Origin of the sequence: Pseudorhodobacter sp. MZDSW-24AT (assembly GCF_002794355.1) — a bacterium.
Lineage (GTDB): Bacteria > Pseudomonadota > Alphaproteobacteria > Rhodobacterales > Rhodobacteraceae > Pseudotabrizicola.
The window spans coordinates 1-22,391 of the sequence record NZ_PGOI01000009.1 but is presented as its reverse complement, the minus strand read 5'-3'; the positions used below and the strand labels follow the sequence as shown (position 1 = coordinate 22,391).

Here is a 22,391-nt window from a genome sequence, read left to right as displayed (position 1 = left end):
ATAAAAGGTTTACGAATGTCGCAGCCCCTGCCGAGCAACCTTCCCGATATGCGTGTTGAACGTGTCGCTGCCCCTCTTCGGCATAGTGTGACTGAAAACATCCGTCATGCCATCGCCCTTGGCCATTTCCAGCCTGGAGCCCGCCTGCCTGAGCGCCTCTTGTGCGAGATCACTGGCGTGAGCCGCACCCTTGTGCGCGAGGCGTTGCGGCAGCTGGAATCTGAAGGATTGATCGAGGTAGTGCCGCATCGCGGTCCGGTGGTAGTCAAGCTAACACGCAAAGAGGCTTCCGATCTCTACCGCGTGCGCACAGAGCTAGAGGGGCTGGCTGCGGAGTTGTTTGCCGAGAACGCCACCGACCTCGACCTCACGCGCTTGCAAACGGCGCTAGATGCGCTCCGCGCGCAAGCCCACAGCAATGACCCGCTCGAGCGGCTGAAGACGAAAAATGCCTTCTACGAGATCCTGATTTCTGGGGCGGGAAACACTACGCTAGGCGACAGCCTGCGCATGCTGAATTCCCGCGTTACTGTGCTGCGCGCCACTTCGCTTGGCGCAGAAGGACGGACCGAGCAAAGCGCGCGTGAGTTGCAGGAACTGGTCGATGCGCTGCACCGCCGCGACGCCAAGGACGCAAGACGGCTCGCGGTAGAGCATGTGCGGAAGGCAGCGTCGATCGCCCTCAGAACGCTCGAGTGACCGCAATCAGAGAAATGGTTCAAGCTTGGGAGCTGTCCCGCCCGTGTTCCCCGACCCTGCTCGCCACATATTTTATCTCGAGATACTCCTCGATGCCGTGACGCGAACCTTCACGGCCGAGCCCTGATTGCTTGATGCCACCAAAGGGGGCTACTTCGTTTGAGATCAAGCCAGTATTGTGGCCGATCATGCCGTATTCCAGCGCTTCGGCCACCCGGATCGCGCGCGAGTGTCCTTCCGTGAAATAGTAAGCGGCGAGGCCAAAGATGGTGTCATTCGCCATTTGAATCGCCTCGACCTCGGTGTCGAAGGGAAAAATCGGTGCGAGCGGACCGAAGGTCTCTTCTTGCGCCACGGCCATCGCAGGGGTCACCCCAGTGATAACGGCAGGGCGCAGATAAAGCCCGCCCATGCGGTCGCCGCCGTGCACTAACTTCGCACCCTTCCCCACCGCATCGGCGATATGAGCCTCCAGCTTTTTGATAGCCTTTTCCTCGATCATCGGGCCGATATCTGTGCCGGGTGCTGTCCCGTCGCCTACCTTTAGCGCCGCCACACGCGCTACAAATCTCTCAGTGAACGCGTCAAGAACGCCACGCTGCACAAGAATCCGGTTGGCACAGACGCAAGTCTGCCCGGCGTTGCGAAACTTTGACAGCATTGCGCCATCGACTGCTAAATCAATGTCGGCATCGTCAAAGACGATGAAGGGTGCGTTGCCGCCCAACTCGAGGCTCAGCCGTTTGATGGTGGGCGCACATTGCGCCATCAGCACCCGACCAACCTCGGTAGAGCCGGTAAAAGACAGCTTCCGGATCACTGGGCTAGAGGTCAACACTGCCCCGATAACACGAGAATTGCCGGTAACAATCTGCAGCACGCCCGGTGGCACACCTGCCTGCAGTGACAACTCGCCAAGCGCCAGCGCGGTCAACGGTGTCAGATCGGCGGGCCGCAGCACCATAGCGCAGCCTGCAGCCAACGCAGGGGCAGCCTTACGAGTAATCATCGCAGCCGGGAAGTTCCAAGGTGTGATCGCCGCTGTTACGCCAACCGGCTGGCGTGTGACACTCAGGCGGTTTGCGGCCACAGGGCTGGGAATGATCTCCCCATAGATCCGCTTAGCCTCTTCGGCAAACCATTCGATGAAGCTGGCGGCATATAGGATTTCACCCTTAGCCTCTGCCAGCGGCTTGCCTTGTTCTGTTGTCATAATCAGCGCCAGATCGTCAGCATTCGCGACCATCAGGTCGAACCACCGCCGCAGGACTGTTGCACGTTCCTTCGCTGTCTTTGATGCCCAGAGCCTTTGCGCCATTTCTGCACCGGCGATAGCCGCTTCCACTTCGGATGCGGAAAGCGAGGCAACTTCGGCTACGACTTCGCCATTTGCCGGATTAATCACGGGGAAGCGCGCACTGTTTATGGCAGCACTCCATTTGCCATCAACCAGCGCATCTCGGCGCAGAAGGGATTCGTTAGTGACTGCGATTTTCATGTAAGGTCGCCTGCGGTTGGATTATGAAAATCCGTGGGCCGACGCAAACGTCGGCCTACGGAGAGTCTTGCTGGTCAGAAAGTGTTTCAGGCGAAGGGGTTGTATTCCTGATCCTGCGAGGAGTCGTAGGGGATAGCTTCCGGCAAATCGGCCAGCCCGCGAAGCACGGAATAAACTGCAGTATAATCCTGCCGCCCGCGGCCATCGGCGCGCGTGACTGAGTAGGATTGCAGCGCAGCCGCACCCATGAAGACGGGAGCGTTAACCCGTGCGGCGAGGTTCAAAGCGAGAACGAGATCTTTGTGCGCCAGATCGACCGGGAAGCCAGCTTCCAGATCCCCCTTCAGCACTTTGTTTGGATAGGTCACCTTCATATGTCCCAATCCCGCGATTGTGCCGCGCATGACGTCCAGCGCCAGACGGATGTCCAGCCCCGAAGCCTCAGCCAGTGTCAACACCTCAGCCGTCAGCGCGTTCAGCGAGATACCCATGAAATTGTTGATCACCTTCACGCGCGAACCATTACCGACGATTCCGCAGTTGATGGTTTGGTTTCCCATCGCCCCAAACAGCGGTTGCGCCGCCTCAAGGTCTGCAGGCGCACCAGAGGCCAAAATTAGCAGGGCGCCTCGCGCCGCCTCTATAGCGGACCGACCCACTGGCGCGTCAATGAGGCGGTATTGTTGCAGGGCCAGTTTTGATGCCAGTGCCTCGGTTTCTTCCGGCAGGATCGTGGACATGTTGATCACCAGGGCATCCGGTGGCGCCCCAGAGATCGCCCCGCTTTCGCCTAGCAAGGCCGCGTCTACATGCGCCGCCGTTGGCAGCATTGTCACGAGAAACTGTGCGCCTTCCGCAGCCTTGGCGGCTGATTCTGCAGACGCACCTCCAGCAGCAACAAGCTTGGACATGGCATCGGCCGAGAGGTCGAAACCTGTAACCTCCAACCCCGATTTGGCTAGGTTGATCGCCATGGGCAGCCCCATGGTCCCCAATCCGATGAAACCAACTTTCATTACATTTCTCCCTAGCAGCTGTCGCTCAAGCAGCGCCTGCTTTGCTGTCCAAATCCTTGAAAGTTTCGACGACCACCCGCATCGCATCCAGAGATGCAGGAACTCCGCAATAGATCGCGCTTTGCAAAACGACTTCGATGATCTCTTCGCGCGTCACACCGTTCTGGATCGCTCCCGCTAGATGGATTTTCAATTCATGCGGTCGGTCAAGCGCGATCAGCATACCCAAATTCAAGAGGCTGCGGTCGCGGTGCGCTAGACCTGGGCGGCCCCAGACCTCACCCCAGCAATATTCTGTCACCAACTTCTGGAGTGGAGCCGTCACATCCGTCGCCGCATCTACCGAGCGATTGACATACGCTTCGCCCAACACGTCGCGTCGGATTTCAAGACCCTTTTCGAACCGTTCGCCGGTCAGCTGTGGGTGACGTGCCATGATGTTTCCTGTCATTCTGTGGGGATATTGCAAAAATCTCCCCTCAATATCGCCCAGCCACTTGCATTGGTCAAGATTGTAGTATGATCCTATTGTATGTCGCATTGACAAGACTGCGCGGAGGGACTTTCTTGCGCCGTACGCGACCGAGGAGACCCAAATGCCTGCCCTTGAGCCATTCGAGCTTTTCGCAATCCGCTATGCCCACCATTCAGGCAGGCGGGGCGCTGACAATTTCATCGGTGGGACCGACCTGCACGACGCATCCTCGGACCTCTTCTACTATGTTTGGGTCGCCCGCCGATCTGACCGCTGTTTCGTGATCGACACGGGGTTCGGCGAGGAAGCTGCCGCCCGTCGCGGCCGCAACCTCGAATTGCGCCCTTCGCTTGCGCTTAAAAAACTGAGCATTGAGGCACAGCGGGTGGATGAGGTCATTCTCACCCATCTGCATTTTGACCACGCTGGCACGCTGGGCGACTTCAGAAACGCTCGATTCCACCTGCAGGCTGATGAAGCCAGATTTGCTACCGGCCCTTGCATGTGCCATGCGAGCCTACGGCACCCGTTCGACGTCGAGGATGTGGTGGACTTCGTCCGCCTGAACTTCGCCGGGCGGATCTGTTTCCACGACCATGTCAGCCAGCTAGCCGACGGGCTGTCTCTGCACCGCACTGGCGGGCATTCCGACGGATTGCAGGTGGTGCGGGTCTGGACGAAGCGCGGCTGGGTCGTTATCGCTTCAGACGCCTCACATCTTTACGCGAATTATCGGGGCAACAGGCCTTTCCCCGCAGTCTACCACGTGGGTGATTTACTGAACGGCTATGGCAAACTGCGCCAGCTGGCCGACAGCGATGATCACATCATCCCTGGCCATGATCCACTAGTAATGTTTCTCTACCCGCCGCCCTCTGAAGACCTTGCGGGCCGAGTGGTGCGCCTAGACGTGCCGCCGAAGGAGGCCTGAGCCATGCGTGAACTTCAAGGTAAAACCGCCCTAGTTTCGGGCTCAACCACCGTTCTAGGCCACGGCATTCTGACCGAGTTGGCCAAGTGCGGAGCCAACGTAGTTCTGCACGGGCTGACTTCAAAAGAAGACGGTCAAGCGATGGCAAGGGCCGTTGAGCAGGAGCATGGCGTGAGCTGTTGGTTTTCCGACGCCGACCTATCGGACGAGGCAGCGGTTTTGGACCTGTGTGACAACCTGATAAACCGCTTCGACACATGCGACATCGTAGTGAATAATGCCGTGATAAGGCATTTTAAACCGGTTGAGGACTTTACTACTTCCGAGTGGAACCGGGCTCTTAACGTCAACCTAACATCTGCCTTCCATTTCGCCCGAGCTTTCGTCCCCGGAATGAAGGCGCGCGGCTGGGGACGGATCATTAACATGTCCTCGATTTATGGCGCACGAGGTGCCGAGAACCGGATCGACTATGTGACGACCAAAACGGCACTTTTGGGCATGACCCGCGCGCTAGCAATCGAACTCGCGCGCACCGGCGTTACTTGTAATGCTGTTTCGCCTGGGACGGTCCCGACCGAAAATATCATGACGCGTATTGCGGGCATTGCTGCCAAAATGGGCCAAAGCGAGGAAGAGGCAGAGGCCGACTATCTTGCGGGCCGCAACCCCACTAGGCGCTTTGTCGGGATCGGAAATGTTGCAGCCCTGATCGGCTTCCTGTGCTCGGACGCAGGGCAGGACATCACTGGGGCTACGCTGCCCATCGACGGCGGCTGGTCAGCGCTTTGAATTAGCTAAGGAGAGCCGCATGAGAATGAAAGACAAAACCTGCCTCATCACTGGGGCAGCTGGCGGCATAGGAATGGCGATGGTCACGGCTTTCCTTGCCGAAGGAGCGCGCGTTATCGCCACAGACCTAAGCCAGGCCACTCTATCTTCTGCTGCGGAGAACGTGGCGTCAGAATATCGCGAGCGCCTGTTCCTGCGTGCTCTCGACGTCACGGACACCAACATGATTTCAGCGTTGAATGCCTCGTTAGAGTCCGAGGGGCTCGCGCCAGACGTGCTGGTGAACAACGCTGCCGCCATCCGCATTGGCAAGCTACTGGACACGGCACCAGAAGATCTGGACCTCGTCTATTCGGTCAACATGCGCGGCCTTCTGCAGGTCACGCGCGGCTTCCTGCCAGGCATGATCGCACGTGGTGGTGGCAATGTGCTCAACATGGCATCGCTCGCCGGAGTGCATGCAATGCACGAACGCTTTGCCTACAGCGCGTCCAAGGCCGCCATTGTCATGATGACTCGTGCAATTGCGATCGACTATGTAGACGAAGGCATCAGGTCGAACTGCATCTGTCCCGCTCGTGTCGAGACACCCTTTGTCACCGGCTATCTGCATCGCTACTATCCTGATGAAGTGGCAGAGCGCTTCGCTGCACTGTCACGGTATCAGCCGGTGGGCCGCATGATCCGTCCGGATGAAGTCTCTGCGATGGCGGTATTCCTAGCATCCGACGAATCCGTCATGATTACCGGCCAGTCGTTCGTCATCGACGGTGGCGTCACGGCGGGCGATCAGCCACCGTCACGCATCGCCTCAAAGGGATAATTGTCGAACGAGAAAAGCAACAAAGAAGATTGGGTTCGCCCAAAATGGGAAAATAGGCGGAAACTGTAAATTTTCAATCAGAACTGACCCGGGTCATGTATGGATCCCCCCCTTCGTGCAAGTCAGATTTTGAACAGCGTTGATGTGTGATCGGGTGCGGTCATGTATCAGGCCTGTCGTGCGGCAATCGCATGGCCGCTGGCCGGTATGGAGCTGCGCGGTTCTGATGCGAGATCAGTTCTATGGGCTCGAAGTCCATTGACCCGGATGTGTTTCCAGAACCGTTGTCACCGATCTTTGTCCATACTGTCCTGCGACCTTCTCACACACCGACGCCCCGTCCTTGGCTGTCCGACCGTCGTCAGACGGTAGCCAGTTGCGGATCTCTGTAGACTTCTTTCCTGGTCTCCATGGCACAAAGGATGCGGGCCATCTTGTTGGCGAGCGCAATGGCGACAACCATGCGGGGTTTGCGCAGCAGCATAGCATGAAGCCAGGAGCCCGGGGCAGCGCCCTTTCGGCTGGCCCAGCGATTGACCGACATTGCACCCGTGATCAAAAGGCGCCGGATATCACGCTGACCCATTTTGGAGGTGCGCCCCAAAGCCTGCTTCCTTCCGCTGGAATATTGGCGCGGCACAAGCCCCAGCCAGGCGGCAAAATCCCGGCTTTTCTGGAACACCGTCAACGCGGGTGCAAAGGCTTCGATGGCCATGGCAGTGATTGGCCCAAGGCAGGGCATCGTCATCATCTGCGATGAAGCATCAGACTGTGCGGCTTCTTTCTTCAAGACCGCCTCCAGTGAGCTGACCCGGGCCGAAAGGGCCTCAATCTGTGCAAGGTAGAGCCGCGACATCTCGATCACCAATGGCTCGATGTCACTATCGGCCTCATTGATCCGCCGTTGGATGCCTCGCAGGTTCCACACCCCTTGTGGGGCGACAATCCCATGCTCCGCCCTCCAGTCCCGCGCCGCCGGGCCCTGACATTTTGGGGCAATGCCGGTTCTTGCAGGAATTATAGGCGATGTGATGATGGCCGCAGCTGGCGCACCCGGCCACATGCCCGCCGAGAGCCTCGGTCCGGCAGGCTTCGATGGCCGACATCACCTTGAGCTGGGTCAGGCTGACATGCCCCGCATTGGCCTGCCGCCACGCAGGGCCATGGGTGCGGAAGATGTCAGCCAGTTCCAGCGATGGCCGGGGCATAGGGCCCCGGCGTCAATCCGGCCCGTCGGATCGGAGCACCCTGTCCTGGACAAGCTTCATCTGTTCGAAGGGGCTGACAGTGCTCTGGATCGTCTTGGTGGCGACATGGGCATACCGCGCCGTGGTGCTGAGCTTGGCATGACCCAGCAGCACCTGGACCACCCTCACGTTGGTGTTGGCCTCCAACAGGTGCGTGGCGAAGCTGTGGCGCAGTGTATGCAGGGTCGCCGGCTTCGTGATCCCAGCCATATCCTTGGTCGCCATGAAGGCTCGCTTCAGTTGTCGGGGTGACAGAGGCGATATCTTTGGCTTGCCCGGAAACAGCCAGCCTTCGGGACGGGACTCAAGCCAATATTGCCGCAGCACCTCCAGCAGGCTGGGTGACAGCATGGCCTGTCGGTCCTTGCTGCCCTTGCCCTGATCGACATGGATTAGCATGCGCTGGCTCTCGATGTCGCGGACCCTGAGGTTGCAGACCTCCGAGGCCCGCAGCCCCGCCCCGTAGCTGATGCCAAGGGCTGCCCGATAATTCAATCCGGGCCCCGGCACCGAGGCCAGAAGCTTTGCAACCTCTTCCACGCTCAACACCACCGGCAACTTCCGCGGCTGGCGATGGAACTGCATGTATCGCTTCATCTCCTCGCGGCCGCAGGTGACGCTGAAAAAGAACCGCAGCGAAATGATCCGGACGTTGAACGTGATGGCCGACACCAGGTCCTTCGTCATCTGCAACTGATAGGCCCGCAGATCCTCCGGTGTGGCTGTATCTGGCGATCGCCCAAGGAAAGACGCGAAATGCTTGACGCATCGGATGTGCCCCTGCTGGGTCTTCGCGCACAAGCCACGGATATGCATGTCTTCAATCATCCGCTGGCGCAGCGGGGTGGTCTTCTCCTCCTTCATCGAAACCTCCTGTCTGACGGGTGGGAAGACCCACATCGTCAGCCCGGAAAGGCTTCACACAAATAGTAACGCTGAATTGGATGCCAAACGCCTGCCAAAAGCGCCAATGCCGCGGAGCGGCTTAGTCCCTCCGCCCGTTGCGAGGGTGGAGACGAAATCGGCTCTTGGCGGACGGTCGGCTTTGGCACACCGCTTCGATGTGAATAGCGAAAGCGGTCGTTCATATCTGGTGTGGATCGGCACGCGGTTGGGTCCCATCTTCAGCGTTCAACGATGACCCCACCGTTCGGAAAACAAAGTCTCGAAAATAAGAGAGATAATAAAACTTGGTGGGGTCAAACTTCAAAGCTTTTTCACACCGTCAGCAGAACGATGCAAACACACATTCTATCGGTGTCCGCGTGGTTGGTGGAGGACTTGCTTTGTACGTTACCAATGTTTTCCTGACTGCGTAGTTCGAAAGCGGAAGACTTGAAACACGGGTAGAAATGATCCAGACACTGGAGATGTAGCGCGCTCCACCGCCGACCAGCGGCCCAGGGCTCTTCGTGCCAATGCTCCTGAGCCGACCTTGGGGGCAGCTAGGCGGACAAAAGCGGAGGGTCATGCGCGGCCTTAGGGACCGGGTGGTAGAGATCCGCCCAGCTCTATATTGGGGCCCTCAGGTGCAACGCCGCATTCGGAAAGGCGTTGCACAGGGGACTCACATGGGCGCGATCACTCAATCAATTTTCGGCGCATAGACTCTTTCACTGGAATTTCATTCCCATCTAAGGAGAATGAACCGCAATAGAAGGCATCAGCCGCCAAGGCACGCACATGAGCGTTGAGGAAGCTATCAATCCTGCGGTCCTAGTTTGGGCACGCGAGACGGCGGGGCTCTCCATAGAGGAGGCTGCGCACAAGATTGGCTTGACCTCTGGCACGCGCGCCACGGCGGCCGAAAAACTGGAAGCGATGGAGGCCGGCGAGCGCGCGCCGTCCGAGGCGCAGCTAGCCAAGATGGCAGCCGCATACCACCGCCCTCTTCTTTCCTTCTACATGGCGGAACCGCCGCGCCCGGCAGACCGGGGCGAGGATTTTCGCACGATGCGCACGCCGGTCGCGCGGCAGGAAGCGGCATGGCTGGATGCCCTTGTCCGGGACGTGCGGACACGGCAGAGCATTTTGCGCGACATGATGGAGGACGAGGAGGACGCTGAGCTGGTCGGCTTCGTGGGCACGCTCACCATCAGCACGCCAGTCATGCAGGCCGCCAATCGGATTAAAGCGGCACTCAGAATTGAAGATGATCGCAGCTTCCGGCGAGGGATGCGCCAACCTGAAGACCTCTTCACGGAACTGCGGCGCAGAACCGAAGCCCTCCGTGTCTTTGTCATCCTCTTGGGCGATCTCGGAAGCCATCACACCGCGATCTCTCCGAAGGTCTTCAGAGGCTTTGCGGTTGCCGACAAGCTCGCGCCTATGATCGTGATCAATGACCAGGACGCCAAAGCGGCGTGGTCGTTCACCCTGATTCATGAATTGGTGCATATTTTCGTCGGCAATACCGGCGTTAGCGGCCTTCCCGCGAAAGAGGAACCGCATACAACTAATGCTCGAATTGAACGCTTCTGCAATGACGTGGCGGGCGAACTGCTACTGCCGGATCAGGCATTGGCACGACTGCCCCGACTGGTGACGGCCGACGCTGTCATTCAGGAGGCCGAGATTTTGTGTCGGGAATGGCACGTCAGCAAAGCGATGGCCGCCTATCGACTTTGGCGCGAGCGGAAAACGGATGCGGAGACCTATGGCGAGGTTGTCCGCATTCTTGCCGAGCAATGGCAGCGCCAACGTGCCCGTGAACGAGACCAGAATCGCAACACCGAAGGCGGGCCGAATTACTACGTCGTCCGTCGCCATCGCTTGGGGGAAGCCCTTTTACGCTTTGTGGGGCATGGACTTCGCGCCGATACCGTCACCCATACCACGGCCGCGAAGGTTTTGGGTGTGCGCCCCGGTGCAGTTGAACCCCTGCTATCCAGCGTGATGGGCCTCGGTAACGGCGCTCCGAGGAGGAAGGCAACATAGTGCTCTACCTCCTTGACGCCAATACATTAATCCGGGCGAATGGCGATTATTATCCGATTGAGCGCATCCCACAGTTCTGGGACTGGCTTATCGAGTGCGGCCGAGCTGGCCGTGTAAAAATTCCCCGCGAAATTGCCGACGAGGTGACAGCCGGAAACGATGACGTTGCGGACTGGTTGAAAGAAGCCGATGCCAAGACCGCCCTCCGTCTAGATGAGCGGGCTGACGTGACGGCTCTCCGGCATGTGGTCTCCAAGGGATACGCTCCCGATCTGGATGCGACGGAATTGCAAAAAATCGGGAAGGACCCTTTTCTCGTCGCCTATGCCCTCGGCAAGATGGACCGAACGATTGTAACGAAGGAGCTTTCCAAGCCATCGAAACAGCGCGCGAACCGGAAGGTGCCAGACGTGTGCAACGTCTGCGGCGTCATATGGCTAAATGACTTCGGGTTCTATCGAGAGGCGGACTTCAGGATAGGTTGAGCACCCGCCTCAGTGCTTTTGGGTTGCGCGCACCGAGGTCCAGTCGGTGCGAATGCCTGCGAAGAATACCAAGGGCTGGTCCGGACCAAAGGCGAACCACACCGGTTTGCCCTCTCAAGGGCCGGGGCGAGAACCTGATGTCGCAGGATGCTGTTCATCAGCCGCCCCGGTCCGGCATTGGACCAGCCGCGCTGCGACCCGACAAGGCCGAAGGACGCATTCTCGTTTGTGGCCTCATAGACCACGGTCGGCATCTTGATGAGATCGCCAAGTGCGCGGGCCCAGGCGCTTTTGCCGATCCCCGGCGGGCCATCGAGGAGGATGGATGGGATGCGCAGGCCCGGATCGCCCACCCGAACGGACTGCCGCATCGCATGCCAGACGGCTTCGGTCGCTTGCCCCATCCATGGGAATTCTGCGTGCAGGGGTGCGGCGCGTTCATCAGCCTGATGCTCGGTGTCAATTCTTGCCATGCGAACACCGTGCTTGAGGGCCTCGAGTTTCTTCAGGTCATCCGACTTTAGGTGCCATATACCGCTGGCGGCCGTCCGACGCTTGATGAGCTGTTCTGCGCGCTGCCTGATCTTGGTCTGCTCTTTCGATGGGAGCGTGATCTCGCCCAGCGTTTCTGCCCAAGGGCGGTCGTCATCCTTTGCTGGGTCACTCAGCGGGCATTCGGCATCCAGCCTGACGGCAATCAGCTTGCGCTTGTGTTTGACCAGATGGGCAACGAGCTCATCCTTTGCGACTACAGAGTCCAGATAGTCTGCCTTCATGATGCGAAAATTTGACATGGCTGTTCCTTCGATGGCCAGGCGCGGCAGGGCCGCATGGAGCGCGCCTAGACGGGTGCGCTGACAAGGAACGACCGGGCCTGCAGGGCCCCTTGCTCAGTGTGAGCAAGGCCGGGTCGATGGCTGGCAACATTGAGCAAGGGAGGTTTGGCGTCAATCCGGGTGGGGCGTGGGGACGGCAAATGCCACGTTGAAAAGTCCTGAAAATCAGAGCTTAGGTCAACCTATTGAAATAACTTACATAAACTACAAAGGCCATCATTGGTGGACAATGTCTATGTGCCGCAATGAACAAAAACCCACCAGAATGGACATTATTTGGTGGGTCCTATACCAAACGGGCTCTTCTGCCCGCGCTCGCATTTTGCCTTCGTCTTCCGCAAAGCATCATGACCCCACAAGTCGGACGGTATGACCGTCGCCATACCCTGCGAAAAACATGAAAGGTTTACTGCCTGAGGAGGGCTGATGGTCGGCGGGAAATCGATCTTTGGCAGAAGGGTAAGCCATTGGGGAGAGCAGGCGGCCCCTGTCAGGCAACGCCTCGAGAGATGACGCAGTGCCGCTTGCGACGAGCGAAGCATACCTGTGGATAACCGAAAAGGCATGCGTAGTTTTTTCTGAAGTGGATCCTATTCCAAAGGGACGACATGAAAAAATGGAGAAGCTCATGTTCCCTACAAAAGCCTCAGCCGCGAAGACCTCGATTACCTTGCAAATGTCCCAGGCATTCACACCGAAGTTTGATGCGCTCGCACCAAAGCCCAAAACCTCTTTGACTGCGCGCGATGTTGTCGACATGAACCGCGCAGCAATTCTGCGCGCGGTGCAGAAGGGCTACAATTTCAGCGACATCGCTGGGATGATGGTCGATGCGGGCGTGAAAATCAGCGCCAGCACTTTGGCACATTATCTGCGTGACAAAGAACCAAAGGATCAAACGGCGGTTGGTGCAGCAAGAGACAAGCGAAAGACTACGACTTCTGGCCAAAAGGCCAAAGCCCCTGCGCCCGAAGCCAAACGCGATGAAATGAGCCCGTCGCCCCGCGCTCACGACGCTTCGGGAGTGCCGGCATTGAAGCAACACGACGGTCCTGCACCCTCCGCCGCACAACCAACGCCAAGCTTCCAAAGGTAACGGGGGCAACATGGCCAAGGCAGGCGACGGCGCACCGCGATCAAACAAAAGACGTCGTCAAGCGCTCATACAGATCCGGGTCTCGACCGCAGAGCATCTGATGTTCCTTCGCGCCGCGCAGAAGTGCGGCGCACATGGGCTCGCCGGATGGGCTCGCGATCAACTGCGCAACAGTTGCGGCAACCCCAGTGCGTCGGACCGTATGTTAAGCGGCGCACTGGGCCAGCTGGCCAGCCAAATGCAGGACATCGCGCGCCTCACCTTGAAGGTGCCGTCCGAAAAGATCGCTCAAGAGATCCTGCGAGTGTCGCAGGATCTCCGTGACCTGCAGAGAAAGGTGATCGACAATGATCGCGAAGGTGTGCCCTAACCTTAGGCGAACCGAAACGCTCGGTTGTCCGTTTGGCGGAAGGATCGCCTATATCAGTCGGAAGGCTGTTCTCGTGCGCTGCATCAACCTTTGTGGAGTTTGGCAAGACGCTCGGGAACAAATGCAAATTACGCATGGGCTAAACGATGGCGTAAGGCATCCGGCAACACATATTGTCGTGTCCTGGCCTGAGACAGAACGTCCGAGCAATGAGGCGATGATCAACGCTGCTCGGCTTGTGATGATCGACATCGGCGCCGCCTCACATCAAATGGTTATCGCGGTTCATCGGGACCGACCCAACCCACATGTGCATGTCGTGCTGAACCGTGTGCACCCTATTACAGGGAAAGCCCTCTCCCTCTGGCAGGACTATGCTCGCCTGGAACTGGTTTGCCGGAGGGTGGAAGCACGCATGGGGTGGAATGCCGACCGCGGGAGATTTGATATAGAGTCCGGCGATGAGGGCATCACACTTGTGCCCAAGCCGAAGGCACATTGGCGCGCCAAGGTGCGCGACCGTGCTCTGGGCCTGCGACCGACGCCAGACGCGGCCCGAGCTCTTGAACGGCGCAGCGGTTTGCCTATCCTCTACGACATTCTCGCGCCGAGAGTTCAGATCTGGCTGCGCCATAGATTGGAAACTGCGAAGAGCTGGCAAGAAGTGCATAGTGCACTGCGCACCTATGATCTGCGGTATATCTTATATCGAAGTGGCGCCAGGATTTCGCACCGTGTCCGCTCATGGCAGGTGGCAGCAAGTCAGCTTGGGACGGCCTGTGGGTTGCGCAAGCTGCAGCAGAGGATCGGGACCTTTGTCCCTGACCTTAACGCAGGCAATACAACAACGGCTTTGCCGGATCCAACAGCACCTGCTCACGGACATGCGGAAGCGGCGTTGGTGACCCTTACAAGCAAGTTTTTGCAACCCATTCTGGGTAAACAGCGTCAGCAACAGAAAACACGCCTTGAGGCGAGGGAGGCTCAGCGGCGACTATCTCAGGCACAGGCCGCAGAGAAAGCGGCGGTGCGCCAGATCCTACGGGGCAGCAAAAGCCCGATGGCACAAGCTCTGCGCCAAGTCATGCACGAGCAGCATAAGATGGCACGCCACCAGTTGCGATCCGCGACACAAGGGATCCATAGGCGCGCCGCCCTTCCCTTGGACGCAATCGCGCAAGCCCACCCGCAAGAGGCGGCACGCAGGCGCTATCGTGATATCCTGAGGCGTTCCGGAAACCGTGGCATTAACGATGGAATAGGTTCAACGCCAGGCGACCTAACATCGGCGCGTCAGGCGTGGTTCACCGCACCGCTGCGCACGCAGAATTCTGGACTGCCATCCACTCTGCGCGACGCGATTGCAGGCTATGCCGATGACATCCGGGGCGATGGTGAGGGAGACATCCTGCTACCGCGCCGACGTAAAGATGAGAGTATTGTTGGTTTCACACGAATTGACCTTACCCAATCAGCAGGGCGGAGCAGTTTAGCTCATTATGGCGCGCCGGGCGGCTTGATTGTAATCGGTCCTCGGGATGCAATCACTTGCCTGATTGTCCGGGATGGCATGGCGGCGCTTGCTACGGCTGTTCGCCTGCAAGGCCAGCCAGTGCTGATAATTGGGGTCAGTGATCAATTTGGTCCTGCCGAGGCAGCACATCTACAAAGACTGACCAAAGGCCGTGACATCACGATTGGCAGCGCATCTGATATTGAAAAGGATGCCTTGATTACACGTCTGAAAGACCTGATACCCTCCGCCAAGCTTGTTCGCTGGCAAGTCGAGGATGGTTCGGCAACTATTCCGAGGGGTCAGGCGGGTGAAAGCCGGCCAGCGGAGCGATCAAACAGTTTGACGAAGCGGCCAGAGCCAAAACCCCAGAATAGCGAGTAGGCCCATACCGCCCTTAACGCTGGTGACCCACGGGATGTCGCAAATCCTTCGATAGCGCACCACCGTTACCGCAAAGGCCTAGATTGCCGTTGAGCGCCAGAAGTCTGCCTTTACTTTGGAAGATGCCCGTTTTCGCGGAGCCAATCAGAAATGATTTTGTCGATCAGTGACGACACCGAGCGAGAGTCAGCTTCCGCGGCCACCTCGAGCGCCTCCTTTTTCTCAGGACTTAGGCGAAAAGATATGGGCAAACTTTTCTGAGTCATTTGTATCCATTTGTAGTTATTTGAAGTTGACAGGTGAAGGCAATGACCCTACATTTAACTACACTGTAGCAAAGAACAAGCGGACTGGAAGGAAATCTCACCTTCCCTCCAGTCCTCACCACCATTGACCTGTCTGGAGATCAAAAATGGCTAAGTCCACCGTTACCACGCCGCTTGCGGCGACTGAAGACCTGCGCAAAGGCACCTATGCGCCAACGCTCATCGCCTCGCTGTTCTCACGCTTCCTCGGCGCCCTCGCCCAACACATTGAAGCAGAGCGCGACATTCAAGATGTAGATATCTGGGACGCCGCTTTCACGGGCTGGCTGCGCGAGGCTGAGGAAAGCCTGACAGTTGTCACAACATTTCTGCGTCAGATCCGCGATGCCAAGGTCACGCGCGCATCCGATGTGCCGCTCCTACGCTTATCAGTTTTGGCTGACGCACTGCTTGGATCGGAGGACCCGAACGACTTCATGCGCGCCCGGTCTCTGCTCGCGCATCCCACCCTGTTTCGCTGTATTGAACCGGGTCCTGTTGGCCGCCGCGTTTGCGCGTTGATTGACACGGCGCTCCTGCGCCTTGATGAGCTTGCCGATCTCGATGCCTACGCGCCAGATCTGCCCATGCTGACGGCTGAACGTGAGCTCGTTCTAAACGCCGCATAATCCCGATGCTCTGAAAGTGAATGGGCGGCCTGTTTGAGACTACAGGTCCTCAGGCGCTCTGTCCGCGCATACCCTCTGACATTCCACCCATAGAGCCCGCGCAATCCGCCGGAGGCTGCCCTGCCCTTATGGCCCGGCATCCCCTGCGGCTGCGCGCCCCCGATGATTTCCCCATCACCCAGACCCGGGAGACTGCCTAATGCCCATGCCACCCCGCTACACGCCCAAGACACACCTCCCCCAATTCAAGGCACCCATCCTGTCCTGTAAGGTGTCCGATAGCGAAGAGATCCCCCTGCCCTATCCCGGTCCCATCGCGCCGCAATGGCAGGCGGCAGCTGCGGCCAAAGGCTTCGCGATCATTGGGCGCATCCGCGACCGCTATCATCTTGCACTGTCTTGCGATGCGTGCGGCCATGTCCACGCGTCCCGCATTTACACGCTGATGTCGGCGCAACCGCACTGCCCGGCTTGCATGATCGCACGCCTTAACCAAGATGCGGCGGCAGCTGGTCTCGCGCATCTGCGGCTTGATGCCAACAGCAGGCATTACAGCCACTACCGCGCGCCCTGCGGCCATAGTTTGCGCCGACAGCACGAGATCGTCCGCCGCATGGCGGCAGGCAACACCGGCTTGCGCTGCGAGACATGTCATGCCGCAACCGAGGCCTCAGAAGCGGACGCAAAAGGCTGGAAGCTCCTTGGTCCCGATCTGCAAGGCAACCCCAATTACAGGCTCTATGCGCATGCGGATGGCTGCGGCGCCACTCAGCGCATCGCGCGTGCCAATATGCAGACGGGTCGCTTTGAATGCTCGAGCTGTGGGGAAGGCTGGGCGGCGGCGCTAAGCTTCCTCTATGCGATGCGCTTCACGCTGCCCAGCGGTCAGGAACTGGTCAAACTGGGCTACTCGCGTGACCCAGACTCGCGCCTCGCGCATCAACTGCGGATCGGCCGCGACATGCCCTGCGAGATCCTGCGGCGGGTGCCGATGCGAACTGGCCACGATGCCATCTGCGCTGAGAAGCCACTGCACGCCAAACTGCGCGACCGCCATCCGCAAGCCGTTGTTGATCCACGGGTATATCGCGGCAAGATTCGCGTGTGCTCGGAGATCTATGACACAAGCCTGACGCAAGACGTCTTGGCCTTGCTCGACGGCATCGCGCGCCGCGCACTCGATAGCTGAGCAACCTCTGCAAGGCAGAGAACACCCAACCTCTTACCGAAGAGAACCCAATCGCAAAACCAGGTGGCGCACTTCCCGCGCGCCATCACTGGAGCATGTTTTCCCGATAGATCGAAGGATGGCGCGATGCATAAACCAGATACCCTTTTCACTCCCTCTTGGCTTCCTTTTGCTGAGCAAGTCATCCAGCGCCTGATCGCATCAGATCGCGATCAAAGCGGCGAACACTGGCTCGACCACTTCAACCCGATCGCCGCAGACGGCACGCGCAAGCGCCCAACCTTCGACGACTGGATGCGCGCCAAAGATTTCCCACATCTGCCGCATGATGTTGCGGACGAATTGCGGAACGCTGGAGCCGATGCAGAGGCCACGCTGATCACCGGCGAGAGCAAACCCGCGGACCCTCTGCCCCCAACAGAGCTTTCGTTGTCGATCCGGCTTTCGATGCTCTTCGGCACCGCACAGGCCCTGCACCCTTTGCTGCAAAACGGTGCGGTAACCTTTGTCACTGGATTTGCAGCAACCGAGATCAAGGTCGCCGAACAAGTGCTGCGATATGGGCTGCTACCTGACCGCCTCAAGATTTCTGACACTCCGGAGGGGCTCAGCGAGACCACCGAGCTTTTCCTGCTTTATCCGGACATCAAAGAGAAGGAGGTCAGCAAATTCAAACTTGGGCGCTTTCTCGACGACATCGATACTGCCATCGACACTGTCGTGCCGATTCTTGCGCTTATGCCAGACGCAAACGATCTGCCTGATGCGCTCCGCAACCAAGCAACTGTCACTATTTTGGCGCTGCCACCGCTCAGCGCGGAGGTCATGATCGCGCATCTGCGCCACAGCCACAGCGCGACGGGCCGGATCGACGAAGCCGCGGTGCGTGCAGTGCTACCGGGCGATGATCAGCTCACGGATCTCCCCACTTCCGCGCTGAGGCTTGCCCTGCGCGCGCCGACAGCGCTTGGCGTGGCGACACGCATCGCCGCCGCCAACGAGCCGCGTAAACCCCAAGAGTCACTGCCGCATCTCGACGAGATGGCTGGCGATTCCCCGGCGCTCATCGCCGCGCGGCAGCTGGTGGCAGACCTGCGGTTGTGGCAGGAGGGCAGTGTCGCATGGTCCGACTTGTCACGCTCCATGCTGCTCTATGGCCCGCCCGGCACCGGCAAGACATGGTTGGCACGTGCAATGGGCAACACGGCGGGCATCAAAATGCAGGAAGCAAGCTTTGCCGAATGGCAAGCCGCAGGGCACCTCGGCGACATGCTGCGCGAGATGCGCCGCAGCTTCGCTGCCGCACGCACAAAGGCCCCCTGCCTCCTCTTCATCGACGAGATCGACGCCGTCGGATCGCGCAGCGGATCAGACACTCACGGCCGCACCTATCACCGACAAGTGGTGAACGCCTTCCTGCATGAGATGGACGCCATCGCGCGCGAGGCAGGCGTCATCGTTCTCGGGGCGTGTAACGATCCGACCTCAATGGATCCGGCGGTGCTGCGTGCGGGAAGGTTCGACATCAAAGTGCAAATGGGGCTGCCAGATGCTGCGATGATCCGAGACATCCTGCAGCGCCACCTCAAGTCAGATATCGAGGCCGACGACCTGCACAGCCTCGCCACCTCCGCCATCGGTCGCAGCGCCGCGGAGGTAGACGCAGGCTTGCGGGCCGCCCGCGCCGAGGCGCGGCAACGCGGCACTAGCCTCACTCTGCAGATAATCCGACACCACTTGGGCATCCTGACGAATCCGCGCCAGACCGCGTGGGATTGGCGCGTGGCGGTGCATGAATGCGGCCATGCGATCACCGCCGCCGCCCTCGACTGTGGCATTGTCCAGCGCGTGCTGCTCACCAGCACGGGCGGCGAGACGCATCGTCGTCTTGCGACGCATGAAGGCACGCTTTCCGATCTGCAGGCCGAGCTCAGCTATCTGCTTGCCGGTCGTGTGGCCGAGAGCCTGCTGTTTACGGAGATCTCCGCTGGCAGCGGTGGCGATACCACCTCGGACTTGTCGCTTGCCACCACCCTCGCCGTGTCGATCGAGACAAGGCTGGGCCTTGGTGCAAATGGCCTCTTGTGGGATGAAGCCTCCAACGCCGTCGCATTACGCAACCCCACCATTCGCACCCGTGTGCGCCAACACCTCACCGAAGCGGAAGCCAAGGCGCTTGCCGTCCTGACCTCACAGGAAGACCTGCTGCGCGAGATGTCCCGCGCGCTGTTGCACGGCCGTGAGCTTAGCGGCGCGAAGTTGAAGGGATGGCTTAGGCAGGTGACATCGCCGCTGGATATGCTTGGCGATGCGGATGCGGATGCGCCGGAAGATGTGGCCTTTACAGATGTTTGCAATGCCGCGGACGATCCTCACTCTTCGGAAGATCACATGGCATCACCTTGTGATGCACCATCGCAGCCGCGTGTGGTGACCTAATCAACGCACGACCAAGATTCCAACGCACCGACATATCCTGATGAGAGCAGAACCCGATGATGGGCTGGCTCACTGGATACGGTGCCATAGACGTCAAGGCGACACATCTTCTCGAAAGAGGCAATCGTTTCATTTTTGGGAAGTCGTGTCGCCGAGGGAAGTTTTGGCTTTTCGGCTGCTCATCAGGTCAGCCTTGTTTGAAGCTGACCTGCCCGCACAGGCGCGCTTTTTGCGGTTTTTGTGTTTTCAAAAAGGGCTGTGGAGGAGTTTTCGCATTTTCAAAAAGAAGGATGCGGTCTTTGGTCTTTGTATTTTTCCAGAACAGATTGCGTTTTTGATTTTTGTGTTTTCAGCAGATCAATTTGCACTTTGTCTTCGTGTTTTCCGTCTTCTGCAAAAATCCGGATTTTTCTGCCTTCGGCTTTTTCATTTCTGCAGCGGGGCGGCGATCAGCCCGACAATCCTGTAAGATCGGCCATTTTCACCGATATGTTTTTCGTTTTCATGAGGTTATCCACATGTTCCAGCCGCTTCACCCTGCTTTTCGTCGGCTCATCCGCAGAACCGCCCGCGCATTTCCTTATACTGAGTTCATGAGCGTCGGGACCGACCCGGCAGACCATCAGATCAGTTGGACCCACGGGCGCGGCACCGCACTCGGAGGGCGGGAGCACTCGGCCTATGGCACGGGACCGGAGAAGACATGCATGCGAGAAGGAGGGGCTGGCTACAGCCTCCTCCACCGCAGTGATGTCTGCGCCCACACCCGCGTGTCCGTCTCCGGACAAGGACAGATCAAAGGCCAATCGCGCTTCCTCTCATCCGATGCCCCAGGACCGGGCGCTCTTCCTGCACATGATCCGCGCACTTGCGCGAGCGGCGGCTCGGGCCGACGATGCTGGTGATTCCGCGAGTGCCGAGACCCACGATTGACCCTTCCCCTATCCGGGAGACCCACTATGACCAAGCCCTCATTGCGCGTTGCAATCTACGCGCGCTTTTCGACGGACAAACAGCGCGACGCCTCGATCGAGGATCAGATTGACTCGTGTCGGGAGTTGGCGGCACGCGAAGGCTGGCAAATCGTCGGCACCTATCACGACCGCGCCACCTCTGGTGCGAGCATGTTTCGCCCCGGAATCGAGGCGCTGCAGCGCGACGCGAAGCTTGGCAAGTTCGACCTCGTGCTGGCCGAGGCGATGGACCGGCTGTCGCGCAAACTTGCCGATATCGCGAAGTTCCATGAACGCATGGAACATGCCGGGATCGAGATCCAGACCCTGACGGAAGGCAAGGTTGACGCCATGCTGATCGGCATGAAGGGGACGATGAACCAGATCTTGCTGCGCGACATCGGCATCAAGACCCATCGAGGACAGAAGGGCCGCGTCAAACAGGGTAAACTGGCCGGGGGCAACGCCTACGGTTATGATGTGCTTCCTGGCACTGAGGTGAACGGCAAGGCCGAACACGGGGAGCGAGCGATCAATCGAGCCGAGGCGAAGGTGGTGCGCCGGATCTTCACAGATTACGCGCAAGGCATTTCAGCGGGGAAGATTGCGGAAGCTCTTAACGCGGAGAACATTCCGGGGCCGCGTGGCGGCTGGTGGGGCACTTCGACCATTCTCGGCAACCGCGATCGCGGAACCGGCATCCTAAACAACGAACTTTATGCAGGTCGCCTAGTGTGGAACCGACTGCATTTCAGCAAGGATCCGGATACGGGTAAGCGGATGTCGCGACTTAATCCGGAAGATCGGGTCACCTCGGTGCCTGTGCCTCACCTGCGGATCATCGACGACACCCTCTGGGACCAAGTGAAGGCGCGTCAGGGCGCGATGAAGACCAAGAACACCGAAGTGCCGATCTGGGATCGGCGCCGACCAAAGTTCCTTTTCTCTGGCCTGATGGCCTGCGGTTGCTGCGGCGGCGGGTTTTCGAAGGTGTCCAAGGACGGCTTCGGCTGCTCCACCGCCCGCAAGAAGGGCACGGCGGTCTGCACCAACATGGCGGTGATCAAGCAGGTCGACCTGGAAGCTCGGGTGCTGCATGCGCTGGAAAATCATCTGATGGACGAAGAGGCGGTGCAGATCTTTTGTGAGGAATATGCCGCCGAACGGAACCGGCTGCAGGCGAACCGAGAAGCGGGACGTGCCGACCTTGAGAGAGAGCTCAAGCAGGTCAGCACCGATCACAAGAAGCTGGTTGATGCGATCTTGGCCGGAGTGCCCGCCGATCAGGTGAAGGACCGGATGATCGATCTGGACGCACGCAGAAAGGATCTGGAACGCCAGCTCTCGGCCTCCCCTGCCCCGGACCCGATCCGCATTCATCCCGGCATGGCGAAGACGTATCGCGACCGGATCGGCCAGCTGATCGCGGGCCTGTCGGAGGCCGAGCAGATGGATAAGGCAAAGGAGGCGCTGCGGGCGCTGATCGAGAAGCTGGATCTCGTGCCGGTCACGGCCGAGGAGAGCGAGACCGGCAAACCCGACCTTGCCATTTACCTTCACGGGGCCTTGGCAAGCCTTCTCCGCCTGGCCTGCGGTCTGCCGGTGCATGAGGTCATCGACGCATCGACCCAAACACAAAAAGCCCCGCGGGTTACGGGGCGCTTGGGATCAAACAGTTCGCATTCAGCGGAGGCCGACTTTGAAGCCTTTGATATTTTTGAAGAATTAGATTTGGTTGCGGGGGCAGGATTTGAACCTGCGGCCTTCAGGTTAT

Annotated in this window: 20 protein-coding genes and 1 pseudogene; 14 read left to right on the top strand and 7 right to left on the bottom strand. The window is 59.1% G+C overall.

The window, feature by feature from the left end; translation table 11 throughout:
- Positions 1–15 precede the first annotated feature (15 nt).
- Positions 16–699, top strand: a complete 684-nt coding sequence (locus CUR21_RS13410; protein ID WP_100197576.1) for a GntR family transcriptional regulator — start codon at positions 16–18, stop codon at positions 697–699.
- Between the two features lie 19 nt (positions 700–718).
- On the opposite strand, the gene CUR21_RS13405 is transcribed toward CUR21_RS13410, so the two are convergent.
- From CUR21_RS13405 to CUR21_RS13395, 3 genes are all read right to left on the bottom strand, one after another.
- Complete coding sequence (locus CUR21_RS13405; protein ID WP_100197575.1) at positions 719–2,197, bottom strand: NAD-dependent succinate-semialdehyde dehydrogenase; 1,479 nt, start codon at positions 2,195–2,197, stop codon at positions 719–721.
- A gap of 86 nt (positions 2,198–2,283) precedes the next feature.
- Entirely contained in the window at positions 2,284–3,213 is a 930-nt protein-coding gene (gene yihU / locus CUR21_RS13400; protein ID WP_100197574.1) for a sulfolactaldehyde 3-reductase, read from the bottom strand.
- Between the two features lie 25 nt (positions 3,214–3,238).
- Positions 3,239–3,649: a carboxymuconolactone decarboxylase family protein gene (locus tag CUR21_RS13395; RefSeq protein WP_100197573.1), complete on the bottom strand. Its 411-nt coding sequence runs from the start codon at positions 3,647–3,649 to the stop codon at positions 3,239–3,241.
- Positions 3,650–3,809: 160 nt separating this feature from the next.
- Between CUR21_RS13395 and CUR21_RS13390 the strand changes: the two genes are divergently transcribed.
- The 3 genes from CUR21_RS13390 to CUR21_RS13380 are packed head-to-tail and all read left to right on the top strand — an operon-like array spanning position 3,810 to position 6,234.
- Positions 3,810–4,619 (top strand): N-acyl homoserine lactonase family protein, encoded by an 810-nt coding sequence (locus CUR21_RS13390; protein WP_100197572.1) that lies wholly within the window; start codon positions 3,810–3,812, stop codon positions 4,617–4,619.
- 3 nt (positions 4,620–4,622) lie between these two features.
- Positions 4,623–5,411 (top strand): SDR family oxidoreductase, encoded by a 789-nt coding sequence (locus CUR21_RS13385; RefSeq protein WP_100197571.1) that lies wholly within the window; start codon positions 4,623–4,625, stop codon positions 5,409–5,411.
- 19 nt (positions 5,412–5,430) lie between these two features.
- Entirely contained in the window at positions 5,431–6,234 is an 804-nt protein-coding gene (locus CUR21_RS13380) for an SDR family NAD(P)-dependent oxidoreductase (protein WP_100197570.1), read from the top strand.
- Between the two features lie 361 nt (positions 6,235–6,595).
- Here CUR21_RS13380 and CUR21_RS18810 read toward each other — a convergent pair whose 3' ends face one another.
- The 3 genes and pseudogenes from CUR21_RS18810 to CUR21_RS13370 all read right to left on the bottom strand — a co-directional run bounded on the left by CUR21_RS18810 (position 6,596) and on the right by CUR21_RS13370 (position 8,345).
- Positions 6,596–7,090, bottom strand: coding sequence for a transposase (locus tag CUR21_RS18810; RefSeq protein WP_198431720.1), 495 nt, complete (start codon positions 7,088–7,090; stop codon positions 6,596–6,598).
- Positions 7,091–7,223: 133 nt separating this feature from the next.
- Positions 7,224–7,442, bottom strand: a pseudogene (locus CUR21_RS18805) (transposase zinc-binding domain-containing protein); the annotation flags it as partial.
- A 12-nt stretch (positions 7,443–7,454) separates the two neighbouring features.
- Positions 7,455–8,345 (bottom strand): site-specific integrase, encoded by an 891-nt coding sequence (locus CUR21_RS13370; RefSeq protein ID WP_100197569.1) that lies wholly within the window; start codon positions 8,343–8,345, stop codon positions 7,455–7,457.
- Between the two features lie 819 nt (positions 8,346–9,164).
- Between CUR21_RS13370 and CUR21_RS13360 the strand changes: the two genes are divergently transcribed.
- Entirely contained in the window at positions 9,165–10,418 is a 1,254-nt protein-coding gene (locus tag CUR21_RS13360; protein WP_100197568.1) for an ImmA/IrrE family metallo-endopeptidase, read from the top strand.
- Entirely contained in the window at positions 10,418–10,903 is a 486-nt protein-coding gene (locus CUR21_RS13355; RefSeq protein ID WP_100197567.1) for a DUF4411 family protein, read from the top strand. Before CUR21_RS13360 ends, CUR21_RS13355 begins: the two co-directional genes overlap by 1 nt.
- On the opposite strand, the gene CUR21_RS18645 is transcribed toward CUR21_RS13355, so the two are convergent.
- Positions 10,873–11,679 (bottom strand): hypothetical protein, encoded by an 807-nt coding sequence (locus CUR21_RS18645; RefSeq protein ID WP_157792022.1) that lies wholly within the window; start codon positions 11,677–11,679, stop codon positions 10,873–10,875. The two genes, CUR21_RS13355 and CUR21_RS18645, sit on opposite strands and share 31 nt — an antisense overlap.
- Before the next feature lie 688 nt (positions 11,680–12,367).
- Here CUR21_RS18645 and CUR21_RS13335 point away from each other — a divergent pair.
- The 8 genes from CUR21_RS13335 to CUR21_RS13300 all read left to right on the top strand — a co-directional run.
- Positions 12,368–12,835, top strand: coding sequence for a hypothetical protein (locus CUR21_RS13335; RefSeq protein WP_157792021.1), 468 nt, complete (start codon positions 12,368–12,370; stop codon positions 12,833–12,835).
- 10 nt (positions 12,836–12,845) lie between these two features.
- Entirely contained in the window at positions 12,846–13,205 is a 360-nt protein-coding gene (locus CUR21_RS13330; protein ID WP_100197563.1) for a hypothetical protein, read from the top strand.
- Positions 13,183–15,102, top strand: a complete 1,920-nt coding sequence (locus tag CUR21_RS13325; protein ID WP_100197562.1) for a relaxase/mobilization nuclease domain-containing protein — start codon at positions 13,183–13,185, stop codon at positions 15,100–15,102. The genes CUR21_RS13330 and CUR21_RS13325 overlap by 23 nt, the downstream gene beginning before the upstream one ends.
- A 412-nt stretch (positions 15,103–15,514) precedes the next feature.
- Entirely contained in the window at positions 15,515–16,036 is a 522-nt protein-coding gene (locus tag CUR21_RS13320; RefSeq protein WP_100197561.1) for a hypothetical protein, read from the top strand.
- 205 nt (positions 16,037–16,241) lie between these two features.
- Positions 16,242–17,225, top strand: a complete 984-nt coding sequence (locus tag CUR21_RS13315; protein ID WP_232622803.1) for a GIY-YIG nuclease family protein — start codon at positions 16,242–16,244, stop codon at positions 17,223–17,225.
- 126 nt (positions 17,226–17,351) lie between these two features.
- Positions 17,352–19,664 carry an AAA family ATPase gene (locus CUR21_RS13310; RefSeq protein ID WP_100197560.1) on the top strand — a complete coding sequence of 771 codons (2,313 nt, stop codon included), beginning with the start codon at positions 17,352–17,354 and terminating at the stop codon, positions 19,662–19,664.
- A gap of 40 nt (positions 19,665–19,704) precedes the next feature.
- On the top strand, positions 19,705–20,133 hold the full coding sequence (locus CUR21_RS18640; protein WP_157792020.1) for a hypothetical protein: 429 nt from the start codon (positions 19,705–19,707) through the stop codon (positions 20,131–20,133).
- Positions 20,134–20,623: 490 nt separating this feature from the next.
- The coding region (locus tag CUR21_RS13300; protein ID WP_100197558.1) for a recombinase family protein at positions 20,624–22,391 on the top strand (1,768 nt) is incomplete at its 3' end.